Source organism: Candidatus Cryptobacteroides sp. (assembly GCF_056207615.1).
The window spans coordinates 1-12,870 of the sequence record NZ_JBAEER010000125.1 but is presented as its reverse complement, the minus strand read 5'-3'; the positions used below and the strand labels follow the sequence as shown (position 1 = coordinate 12,870).

Sequence of the window (12,870 nt, the reverse complement as noted above, 5' to 3'; positions counted from 1 at the left end):
CTATCCTTGTCTTATGGACTACTACGTCAAATTGCACTGAACAATGAAGAACCGCCGTATGCCGAACGGCACGTACGGTGGTGTGAGAGGTCGGAAAACAAAAGTAGGAGGAAACTACTTTTGTTTTCCTCCTACTCGATTTCTTTATCGTTATGCCCGAGGGCAAGTCAATTAAAGATTGGCGTTGAGGCTCTTCCACTCCTCTACTGGAGGTACGATGCCGAGATCGATGATCTCCTGACGCATCTTGCAGAGGTGCTCGTAAGAAGAGTTGAGAGCTGCGAGCTCTTCCTCAGTACCGGTAGGCTGTACATAGTGTACGCCGGTAGCGTCGATAGTGGTAGGCATCGCCATGAACACGTTCTTGAAACCGCACTTGTCGCAGTTTACATAGGTACCTGCAGGAAGGGTGAAAGGAGCGCCGCCCATAGCAGCCTCGATCATCTTCACTGAGCAGTATGCAGGGCTCTGGAATGATGAACGGCCACGGAGCTTGATGATTGCAGAACCACCCTGGATGGTGTTGTGCTTGATCTCAGCCATCTTCTCAGCAGAAAGACCCATCTCAGAGAGAGGCTTGCCGTCAACCTTTACCTTAGATGCGAATACTGCCATCTGCTCGCCGTGACCACCATAGGTGTGTGCACCGGTAACTGCGCTCTGAGGAACGCCGAACTCCTTAGCGAGGTTGCTCTGGAGACGAGTTGAGTCGAGAGCAGCGAGTGAGGTAAGCTGGCTTGGCTTGAGGCCTGAGTGGATGAGAGCGGTGAGAGCTGTAACGTCAGCAGGGTTGAAGATAACGACAACGTGCTTTACGTCTGGGCAATATTCCTTTACATAGTCACCGAACTGAGCGGCGATCTGGCAGTTGCCCTTGAGGAGGTCCTCACGGGTCATACCGTCCTTACGAGGTGCTCCACCTGATGAGATGATGTACTTTGCACCGGTGAAAGCTTCCTTTGGATCTACGGTCCAGGTTACATTTGCACCTTCGAAGCCGCAGTGACGCATTTCCTCTGCTACGCCCTCGCAACCAGGTGCGAAGATATCATAGAGACAGATGTTAGGGGTAAGGCCAAGCATGAGGGCTGTCTGTGCCATGTTGGAACCGATTGCTCCACCGGCACCGACGATTACGAGTTTCTCGTTAGTTAAATAATTCATAGTTATTTAATTGATTAGTGATTTCATAGTTTTTCGGGGCTAGGACCCGAATCAATGCAAATATAGGTAACATATTCCAAAAAAACACTATATTTGCAGCCGAATCAAAGAATAACTACAGCAGTGGAACAACCTCCCAGTCCAGCAATAGCACTCTGTGCAATTCCGACGGATCAGCCTTCTGACGACCCGTTGTCGGACGCTGCAAATAATATCATAACTATAGGAAACATCAATTGCACTCCTCTTTCGTAAGGGGAGCGCGACAGACGTATATATGGCACTATATCTTAGAAAGAAACTTGAAAACAAGGCGGAGATCGCAGTCTGGCAGATAACCGAGACCGAACAGGAACTCATCGACCTGAGCTCCGTCCCTACAGATGAGATGGAAGAGATCATGCTCTTCCGCAACGATGCGCAGAGAAAGCAGAGACTCGCTGTGCGCGCACTCCTGAACGAGGTGTTCGAGGAGAAGATGTACCTCAGCCACCACGACAACGGCAAGCCATACCTCGAGAACTGTATCACCAGCATCAGCATCACCCATACAGACAAGTACGTAGCCATCATCACCCACGACGAGGACGACCTCGGAATCGACATCGAGTCTCTCGACAGGGACTTCACCGCAGTCGAGAAGAGGGCCCTCTCCGAGGACGAGATCGACGACCTGGACGACGATGCAGAGGACAGGAAGGAGCAGCTCGCGATCTACTGGTGCGCAAAGGAGGCCATCTACAAGAGAATGTCAATCAACCGCGTCGACTATGCGGAGCAGATCGAACTCGAGAGGTTCAATCCTAAGGGAGAGGGCGAGCTTGAGGCGACCTTCATCCACAAGGACGGACACGAGGAGGAATTCGAGCTCGGATACATGATCTTCGACCGCCATGTCCTCGTCTGGATTGCTGAGTAAGGATTTAACAAGAAAGTTATCATACCTACTCTAATTTTTAGAAATTCTAAATTAAAATTGGTATTAAAAGCCTGTTAGCTAATGAGTTAACAGGCTTTTGCTGTTATTGTTGAAAACTTTTTTCGGCTTCTGACGCTCGTTTTGGTGCTAAATGATTTATCTTTGTCATCCGTTTGAATTGAAAGTCAGAACTAACCACCTAAACAGAGTTCTCATGGTAAAGAATGTAGTCAAGAGAGACGGACGTCTCGTAGAGTTTGACAAGAGAAAGATCATCGATGCCGTACTCAAGGCAATGGCAGTCACCGAAGGCGGTGAGGACATCGTCCTCGCAGCAGAAATCGCTGCGTCCGTAACCAAGAACGAGCGCGAGTCCCTCAGCGTGGAGGAGATTCAGGACCTCGTCGAGATGGAGCTCATGAAGAGCCCACGCAAGGAGGTCGCAAAGAAGTACATCGCCTATCGTAACCAGCGTAACCTTGCCCGCAAGGCAAAGTCTCGCGAGATTTTCCAGGAGATCATCGAGGCTCAGTCTACCGACATCACCCGTGAGAACGCCAACATGAATGCCGACACTCCTGCCGGCATGATGATGAAGTTCGCTTCCGAGTCTACGAAGAGCTTCGTTGACGAGTGCCTTCTCTCCGAGGACGTGAGGGAGGCTGTCAAGAACGGCTACATCCATATCCATGACAAGGACTACTATCCTACCAAGTCTCTTACCTGCGTCCAGCATCCTCTCGACAAGATTCTCGAGGGTGGTCTTTCTGCAGGCCACGGCGAGTCTCGCCCGGCAAAGAGGATCGAGACTGCCAGCATCCTCGGATGTATCTCGATGGAGACTTGCCAGAACGAGATGCACGGTGGTCAGGCAATCCCTGCGTTCGACTTCTATCTCGCTCCTTTCGTAAGGAAGAGCTTCATTGAGGAGATCGACAAGATCGCCGACCTCAACGGTGATGACTACAGCCGTCTCCACGACGTCCGCATCGACGACTACATCAAGCGCCCTCTCTCAGGCGTGATGGGCGACGAGAGAATCGTGCAGCATGCGATCAACGAGACCGTGAACAGGGTACACCAGTCAATGGAGGCCTTCGTCCACAACATGAACACTATCCACTCTCGCGGTGGAAACCAGGTGGTGTTCAGCTCAATCAACTATGGTACCGATACCTCTGCTGAAGGACGATGCATCATCCGTGAGATCCTCAACACCACTTACGAGGGTGTGGGCAACGGAAGCACCGCCATCTTCCCTATCCAGATTTGGAAGAAGAAGAAAGGTATCAGCTACCTCCCTGAAGACAAGAACTACGATCTTTATAAGTTCGCGTGCAAGGTGAGCGCGAGAAGATTCTTCCCTAACTTCATCAACCTCGACGCAACGTTCAACCAGAACGAGGCATGGGACATCAACGATCCTAAGAGGTACAACCATGAGTGCGCGACCATGGGTTGCCGTACCCGCGTATTCGAGAACCGCTTCGGACCTAAGACATCCGTAGGCCGCGGTAACCTCAGCTTCACCACCCTCAACCTCGTGCGTCTCGGCATCGAGTGCATGGGCATCGAGGACCAGGAGGACAGGGTACAGGCATTCTTCAACAAGCTTGACGGCGTGCTCGACATCGCAGCAAAGCAGCTCAACGAGCGTTTCAACTTCCAGAAGACCGCGCTCAAGAAGCAGTTCCCTCTCCTTATGAGCAATCTCTGGATCGGTTCGGAGAACCTCAAGGAGGACGACACCATCGAGTCGGTTATCAACCAGGGTACCCTCGGTATCGGTTTCATCGGCCTCGCAGAGTGTCTCGTCGCCCTCACCGGCAAGCATCACGGTGAGTCTCCTGCTTCCCAGGAGCTCGGTCTCCGCATCGTTACCTACATGCGCGACAAGGCAAACGAGTACTCCGAGAAGTTCAAGCACAACTTCAGTATCCTCGCAACCCCTGCAGAGGGCCTTTCAGGTCGCTTCACCAGGATGGACAAGAAGAAGTTCGGCAAGATCGAGGGTATCACCGACAGGGAGTACTACACCAACTCCAACCATGTCCCTGTATACTACCACTGCTCTCCTAAGCACAAGGCAGAGATCGAGGGACCTTACCATGACCTTACCCGCGGTGGCCACATCTTCTATGTCGAGATCGACGGCGATGCTACCCACAACCCAGATGCGATCATGGCTATCGTGGACCTCATGGACAAGTACAACATCGGTTACTGCTCAGTCAACCACAACCGTAACCGTTGCCTCGACTGTGGCTTCGAGAATGCGGATGCTGGTCTCACCGTATGTCCTCACTGCGGCAGCGAGAGGATTGACAAGCTCCAGCGTATCACCGGCTACCTCGTAGGTACCACCGACCGTTGGAATTCAGCAAAGCTCGCCGAGCTTCGCGACCGCGTCGTCCACAAATAATCGACATACCCGAACACAAAACCTATACACACGGACATCGCCATCCACATTCCATACGTGGATGGCGCATGCCCACACACTATCGTGCGTAGGGTGGGTAGTTATGTATTAACAAAAAAATATTCTTATGATGTAGACTCGAGTAGAGACTATAAAAAATGGAGCTCCATCCGCCAAGATCAGTGCTCCATTTAGGTGCCATGGGTTTGGTACATAACAGGGATTAGTCGCCCCTGTTTTGCATAGGCGTTTCAAAAATAGGCAGAGTTTTCCACTTTTCCAAACTCTGCCTTTCCCGAAGCGCTATGCACATACCAGCCGACAGTCCTCGCTAAAGGGGGACTTCGGTAATCTTCATCCCGGTTTTATACCGGGACAGTATCCATAGTGCGTACTCAAACCCGTTCAGGGGAATGGTATGCGCATAGAGATTAATTTTATGCATAAGAATTTTTTAAGTTCCCTCCTATCCGCTGAAAGAGGGAGCCTCTCAAGCAAGAGGCTATGCGGACTATTCATCAACCATACTTCTGGGCGTCGACTCGATCACCGACATCTGGAAGTCAAGATCAGTATCAGAAAATGAGAAATAACATAACAAGAACAATCATATGCTCCGCGATTGCGGCAGCATTGAGGACGGCTATTGCCGTCGCCCAGGTGGCTCCTGTGTACAGTGTGCCATCGCCCGAGGCGGCAAGTCTCGGCACCTATGGGACAGTCCCTGTGGGCCTTTTCACTGGAGTCCCTGAGATAAGCGTTCCAATCCATGAGATGAAGGTGGGTAACATGGCCTTCCCGATCATCCTGAGCTACCATCTTTCATCCGTCAGGCCGAACAACTACCCAGGTCCGGTCGGACTTGGCTGGAGCCTTCAGAGCGGCGGCTGTATCTCGCGTACCGTCCGTGGCGTTCCCGATGAGAAGAAGACGGGCAGTTATGAGAACGGTTATTATGGCAGCCATTCTCATATGGCAGGAATTACAGACAATCAGTTTGACGTCCTTACACGAGACTTCACCAACTCTGAAGGTCCAGAATGGTTCGAGCTGTCGGCCGACGAATTCTCATTCAGCTTCTTCGGCCATTCTGGAAACTTCTACCTCAGTCCTCAAGGTGAATGGGTCGTCGTCAGTGACGAAGACATAAAGGTGGAATTTGATCCTTCCTCTGGTTTCTACACGATGCAGAACAGTTGTCCGAGAATCCCAAGCTTCGGTCAGTGGCCTGGGAGAGACTCCAACCGTCGTCACTTCATCGAGTTCGTCCTGGTGACGCCAGACGGTTGCCGCTTCACCTTCGGGGGACTGTATGCCACGGACTTCAGCGTCCCATACTATTCCAGGAGGACAGGCGACCTGGTCGCCACATCGTGGCATCTGAGAAGGATAGAGACTCCGGGCGGCCATGTCGTCACATATCAGTATGAGAGTGCAGACTGTGACCTGATGGCAGACATACGTTACAGCCCGAGCAGAGTCCAGGTGTCGGGCTTCTCCGCCTCTGGGGATAATGGCATGAACACCGGGCGCCGCGGCTTCACTGGATTTCTTCTCTTCCCTGCGCGTCTCACCAGCATAATCACTCCAAACGAGAGAATACTCTTAGGCTACAAGCCAGACTGGAGATACGCGGACGCATTTGCGGACAATTATACCGGTGGAGCCTTGTATTGGAGCGAAGGCGGCTTTTCCAGGACATCCCTCTATCAGGTTTTCGATTCGGACCCTAGTACCCAGTTCACGTATCTTCTCCCATCCTTTGACCACTCCTCCGACCCGATTGCGAGGCAGAACATAGCCGGTCTGTTCAAGGCGATGGTACTGTACGGCATAAAGATCGACATATTTGGTGAAGGTGACACCTCCGTCCTTTTCGAATATGAGGAAGGTACCCGTCGTAAGCTGGGCCGTGTGGCATGGCGTACCGGTCAGGTGGACATAAGCACGAGATACGTTGAGGGCGGAGGCGTGATGTATCCTTTCTATTACATTCCCGAGGAGACCTCCGACCTTGACATGCCAGAGTACAGGTTCGTCTATGATCCGGGTCGTATGCCCAAAGGTTACATTCTTCCTCAGACGGACCGCTGGGGCTACTGGAACGGCCATACCCACAGTCTTTCGTCACAGAGCATGGATGCTCCGTCGAGCGTCATCGGCATGAAAAGCGAGACACTTACAGAGGTCATCTATCCTACGGGAGGCAGGACGGTGTTCGAGTATGAGCGGAACGACTATTCCCGAATTGAACAGCCCAATCATGTTCTGGCAGATATGCCGGGTATATCCGGGGGGCTTAGGGTGCGCAGCATCACTTCACTATCCCGTGAGGGCGATGTGGTGTCTTCGAAAGTGTATCATTATAGCGAGTCTCTCAGTCCCTCATCAGTCAGTAGTGGCATAGCGAAGATGGAGGATCCTGTCACGGTCTCCTATTCTACATTGATGTACAACACGGAGTGGATTCCCCTGCTCGGCTCGTATGGTCCGTATCCGATAAGCATGACAATCTCCAGCATGTACGGTTTCGGGTCTCCAGTCACAAACCTTAACAGTCCTGACGTGGGCTATTCGTGTGTCATAGAAGAGACTCTGGACCAGTCCGGCAACTCATTGGGCTATGTCGTCAACCGATTCAGCAACTATGGCACGGACATACACGGATATGTCCATGACGATGTTCCTGCCTATCATTCGTACAATCACGTTGCCCGTGGTGCAGGAATCCCTTACACGAGCAATTCTGCCGAGCGCGGCAAGCTTCTTTCCCGTTCATGGCACCGTGCAGACGGTACTGAGGTGCGCTCAGAATCCTATCGCTACATCAGGGTCAATGACAATTCCCTTCTGACTGCGACCCAGAGGATGGTGTACTTCAGTTCAAATCCATACAATGTGACGAGTGCGGTAATAGGTTGGCTGACCTATACCAATACCTACAGCTACATGCTTGCTTCAACTGTAACCCGTGAGCGGGAATACTGCGACAGCACGTGGAGGAGTTATAGCCCGAGCAGGCGAGTAGTGTCGGAATCCGTGATGTCGAGTGACGGAGACCCGAGGGTCACGACCTACACCTATCCTTCCGACTATCCTCAGGAATATGGATGGATGACTTCAGCACATATTGTCTCGCCGGTGGTCACCACTCAGGTGTCGTATGGCGGGAAGTCCAGGTCTACGATCAATACATATTCCTATACGGGCGAGACGAACCGTCCGATCTGTTATGTATCCATGGTTGAGACCCGTTTCGGTGCTGACGGCCCACTCAGAACGGATTATGAGGTGCTTGATGTTGACGACTATGGCAATCCGACCGAGATCGTGGAACACGGGACTCACAGCGTCCTGCAGTGGACCAGACAGGGCCAGCGCCTGATGAAGAGGGTAGAAGGCCTGACTCTGGCGGAGTATGAATCGATGCCCGTGTCGGCAGGTTCGGCTCAGCCGCAGTCCGCCAACGCTGTCGTACAGCCAATAATACCAGACCCATCGGATCGTGATGTATATGGCAATCCGGTATGGAGCTACAGTTACGACTCGCGTCTTAACCTGACCAGGACGATAGCTCCTGACGGGCTTACGACCTTCTATGACTACGATGCTTTGGGACGTCTGTCCAGGGAGTCTGTCGTTTTCGGAGGCGAGTCCGGTGATCCAGAAATAAAGACAGTAAGAAAATATGAATATCATTATCACAACGACTAGAATAATGCGTACAATCATCAATCATATCAAGAGGAGGTTCATGGTTCCCCTCATCCTGGCGGTCTCACTTTGCTCCGCCATCCAGGCTCAGCCGACAGACCAGCTCCTGGACAGTCTCGGTCAAGCATCTCCTCTTCTCCCGGAATATCCTCTCGTGCGCGGCCGTGCCACGGGAATCAGTCTTCGTAAATATGTATCCGGCAATACTCCCGCCGACGACCGCTCATGCTACGTCATGTCGCATGACAGCCTTGATGTCCATTTCAACCTCAGGGAGTTCACCTATCATCGCGGGATAGACGCCGCTTTCCCATCGGTGGACTGCCGTATTCTTCTGGATCTGTATTCGGTGACGGACAGCGGGGAGTCTCTGTATGCCAGGCTTCCGTTCATGGTCCATGGCTCCACCCTTGAGGTCTATATAGGTGACGAACATGATCGCCGAGACAGTGTTATCGTATCTCTTCCTCCCGGTAAATACCTACTCAGGTATGGCGGGTTCTCAGATAATATGGCCTCGATCTCTGGCAGTACATCCATGGATTCCTCTTCAGTGAATCTGCTCAGCTCCGTTGAATCCCAGGCGAACTCCTCCATCCTGATATCCCTGGAGTGTATTCCTTTGATCAGATATCGGGCAACTAGTTGGAATCACGTCAACATATTGACCAGCCGTGACGGCAGTGAACATCCGGGATCTATGATGGAAAGGGTGACCTGGCTTGATGACTTCGGTAGGGAGGAGTCTGTCCACGAAGTCGGAGCCAGCCCTTCCGGGATGACCATGGCGTCCCTCACGGAATATGACGGGAACGGCAGACTTTCAAAACATTGGCTGCCGTCCTTGACAAGCAGGGAAACGGTGATTATGCCCGGACACAATGTCGTTTACAATGACTTACATGTCGACACCGAAGCCCTGAAGACCGGTTCATCCCTCGCTAATCTGGGTGATGGCACCCCTTATTCCGAGACAGTATATGACGGGAGTCCTCTTGGAAGGCCTGAGAAGGAATACGGCCCGGGAGATTCGTGGCGTCAGTCTGATCGATACGTGCATACGCAATACCTCTGCAACAGTACGGAAAACAACTATCTTAACTGTCTGAGACTCTCACTGATACCCCTCGTCGGTTTCTACCATACGGTGAGATGTACCGGAAGCTATCCTGACGGGACTCTTCAGGTCAGGTCGGTGACTGACGAGGACGGCCGTGAGACGCTCACCTTCACCGACAGGCTCGGCAGGGAGATACTGACTCGACAGGTATCCAGGAACGGATCCGAGGAGCAATATCTTGACACGTACATGATATACGACGGCCTTGACAATCTTACCGCCGTGATTCCTCCCGCTCTCTCTGAGCAGTTCTCCCGAAGCCAGAACCTGAGTATTTCTGAGATTGACAAGTATGCCTATCTTTATCTTTACGACGCGCGTGAAAGGGTCTGCGCCAAGAAGCTTCCCGGCAACGGCTGGGTGAAGATGGTCTACGACGATGCCGACAGGCTTGTCCTGAGCCAGGACGGAGTTCAGTCTTCCCGAGGAGAGTCTACTTTCTACCTCTATGACATTCATGGAAGGCAGTGTGTCAGCGGTGTGTGCTCCCGCAACATTTCGCTCCGCGAGATGGTACCCACTGTCGTGAAAGCGGAATACGCCGGTCAGAATGGTCCTTTGGCAGGGTACGCCTGCTCAGGCTTGTCCCTCGTCTCGCCTCAGGTTATGTCGGCATCATACTATGATGACTACGCATTCTTGGAGGATTTCTCCACAGGCCTGCCGTGCGGCCAGTCTCTGTATGGCTCACCGATTCCCAGCACCATGGGCAGGCAGACTGGCTCGTGTCAGCATGTGATGGGAGAGTCAATCGGCAGCGAGCTTGTCTGGAATCTAGTGAGATACGACCAGAGAGGCCGCATGACACATTCGGAGATCTCCTATCCGGACGGAGGATGGAGTGTCGAAGATGTCGAGTACGATTTCCTGGGCAACCCTGTCCATCAGCATCGCGCACACAGGAAAAACACGGTCTCCCCTTCCATAGGGGAGGACCTTTCCTATACCTACGACCATGCTTCGCGCCTGCTGGATGTGACCCACTCGCTGAACGGCGGTACTCCGGTCGTTGTCGCGAGCAACAGCTATGACGAACTTGGCAGGCTTTCTGGAACGGAGAGGGGCGTCAGCCCCTCCCTCTCCTCCAGCTATTCTTACAACGTCCGCTCGTGGATCACAGAGATAGGCGGTCCTCTGTTCGGCGAGATCCTCCACTACGAGGATCCGCGCCCGGGCAGCAGTCCCGGAACGACAGGCCTTTTCGGCGGCGACGTGTCGTCGATGGAGTGGCGTGCGTCAGGGGACGCCGGCATGCGCAGCTACGACTTCACCTATGACGGCCTGGGCCGCCTGACCTCGGCGGTGTACGGCGAGAATGGTACTCCGGTGTCAGGCTACGGGACGAGCTACTCGTACGACGTAATGGGAAATATGCTATCTTTGCTGAGGAGCGGGGACAGGACCCTGCTTCGTAAGGGCATCGTGGACAACCTGTCGATGACATACGAGGGCAACCGCCTGGTTCGCACGGAGGACGTCTCCGTGGGTTCGAGCGTGCCCGGCTCGATGGATTTCCGCGACGGCGCAGACCAGGCGGTGGAGTACAGCTACGACGGCAACGGCAACATGACATCGGATCTGAACAGGGGTATGACTGTGTCGTACAACCGTGGCAACCAGCCAGCGGTTGTCTCGTACCAGGGCGGTGCGGAGACGTTCTCGTACCTTCCGGACGGGACGAAGATCAGCCGCACGGTCACGGGCTCTGACTCATCGGGAAGTACCACAGACTACCGCGGCAACCTGGTGTACGAGGACGGTGTGCTGAAGTATGTCCTGTTCGACGGCGGCATGGTCTCCGTAGGCAACCTGGGTTCGGAGTACGTGTTCTTCCTGAAGGACCATCTGGGCAGCACGAGGGTCGCGGCCCGTTCAGACGGCGCTGTGGCTCAGGTGAACCACTACTATCCGTACGGTCTGAGCTATGCGAGCAACGCGATGGCGTCGATGGCGGAGCTGCATCCGACAGACGGTGGTCTGGAGACAGGATCCCTTCCTCTCTCCGGTTCTGTGGCTCAGCCTTACCGCTTCAGCGGTAACGAGCTGTACCTGGACAACGGTCTCGGCCTGTACGACTTCAAGGCGAGGATGTACGATCCTGCCCTGGGGCGCTTCACCTCGGTGGATCCACTCGCGGAGAAATACTATCCTTTGACGTCGTATGCTTATTGTGCATCGGATCCAATAAAATACAAGGATCCTAATGGGATGAAGATTGTAATCGGTAGCTTGCTAGATAGGGTTTTGGCTTTTTTGGGAGTAGATAACTATGTCACAAAGGTAACTAACGATTTACAATCGTTGGCGGCATTAGATTCTGATTTAAGTGATTGTATAGGTGATCTTGAAAAATCAGGTAGTGTATATCACATCTATCATACCAACAGAAGAGAGGATGGTAAAAAGGGGAATGGATACATGAAAAGTAGGAACACGTTGTATTATAACCCAGACAATTATAATACGTATTCCGGACGTAAGAGGCCGCCAATAATAGGTCTGGCTCATGAACTTGGCCATATGCTGAATGACGAAAAAGGAACATCTGTTGAATATGATCATGAAAAAGCCAGAATGGGAGATAAAATAGAAGGAGAAAAAGGCAATTCAGACGAGCGCCTGTCTATTGATTATGAAAATAAGGTAAGAAGAGTATTAAAAGTTGAAGAACGAGATTATGATTACTACAATGTCGACAATTAAACTGCGCGCGCTGGCTGTCCTTGTTATATTGGTCTGTTTTTTTGCATCATGCACAAATCGTATGAATAAGGTTCAGGATGCCGTGTTGTGCAAAGTGGAGCCAGTTGAGTGTATAGTGCCTATTTCACATAATGGGATAGTCGATCTTCTTTGTTATGATCCTCTAAGTCTATACCACTGCCTAAATATCAAGATTATCTCTGAAGATGCTTTTCTGGAATTTTTACTTAGGAGTATTCAGCATAATATTCCAATTGTCGTGACAGAAGAATTCTATGAGCAAGTAAAAGACTGTATTGTGGAAGAGAACGTTGAGATGGCATCTGAGTACAATTCTTTTGGCTTTCCCTATATTCTTGAAAAGTACAGATCATCGTTGAATGATATGGTAAAAACGGATCACGGCAGGTATTGTTATTTTGTTTATTTGTGTTGGCAAAACGGGTGTTATGTATACTTTGGTGACGAAGATGGACGTCTTCAAATTAGTCTTTAGACATAAGTTGGTCCTATTACATTAGGAGAGTAAACCTTTTTATAATATGGGGACGGCTCTGCCCGTCCCTTTATTTCCTCCCGCACCGTTTTTAGGCTGCGGGGATGCTAATCGTATATCAAGATGAATTCTAAAAATAGATTTATATGTGCCATGCTGGTGCTCATTACGTCCATCATGGCAGGCGTGCCGATGCACGCCCAGACCTCCGACGAGGAAATCGTCACGGAGGATATCCATTACACCTACGACCATGCTTCGCGCCTGTTGGATGTGACCCACTCGCTGAACGGCGGTACTCCGGTCGTTGTCGCGAGCAACAGCTATGACGA

The 12,870-nt window shown here is 51.9% G+C and carries 7 protein-coding genes; 6 read left to right on the top strand and 1 reads right to left on the bottom strand.

The window, feature by feature from the left end; genetic code table 11:
* Positions 1–171: 171 nt before the first annotated feature.
* The gene (locus AC06ND_RS07440) at positions 172–1,164 is read right to left on the bottom strand and encodes a malate dehydrogenase (protein ID WP_475678357.1); all 993 of its coding nucleotides are present in this window, start codon (positions 1,162–1,164) and stop codon (positions 172–174) included.
* A 277-nt stretch (positions 1,165–1,441) separates the two neighbouring features.
* Here AC06ND_RS07440 and AC06ND_RS07435 point away from each other — a divergent pair, with 277 nt between their 5' ends.
* The 6 genes from AC06ND_RS07435 to AC06ND_RS07410 all read left to right on the top strand — a co-directional run.
* Positions 1,442–2,083, top strand: a complete 642-nt coding sequence (locus AC06ND_RS07435) for a 4'-phosphopantetheinyl transferase family protein (protein ID WP_475678356.1) — start codon at positions 1,442–1,444, stop codon at positions 2,081–2,083.
* Between the two features lie 214 nt (positions 2,084–2,297).
* Positions 2,298–4,505, top strand: a complete 2,208-nt coding sequence (locus AC06ND_RS07430) for an anaerobic ribonucleoside triphosphate reductase (protein WP_475678355.1) — start codon at positions 2,298–2,300, stop codon at positions 4,503–4,505.
* A 582-nt stretch (positions 4,506–5,087) separates the two neighbouring features.
* Complete coding sequence (locus AC06ND_RS07425) at positions 5,088–8,219, top strand: RHS repeat domain-containing protein (protein WP_475678354.1); 3,132 nt, start codon at positions 5,088–5,090, stop codon at positions 8,217–8,219.
* A 4-nt stretch (positions 8,220–8,223) separates the two neighbouring features.
* A complete protein-coding gene (locus AC06ND_RS07420; protein WP_475678353.1) occupies positions 8,224–12,042 on the top strand; it encodes a DUF6443 domain-containing protein in 3,819 nt (1,272 codons plus the stop codon).
* Positions 12,043–12,103: 61 nt separating this feature from the next.
* Positions 12,104–12,538, top strand: coding sequence for a hypothetical protein (locus AC06ND_RS07415; RefSeq protein WP_475678352.1), 435 nt, complete (start codon positions 12,104–12,106; stop codon positions 12,536–12,538).
* A 123-nt stretch (positions 12,539–12,661) separates the two neighbouring features.
* Positions 12,662–12,870, top strand: a 209-nt coding sequence (locus AC06ND_RS07410; RefSeq protein WP_475678351.1) for a hypothetical protein, incomplete at its 3' end; no start/stop codon positions are given.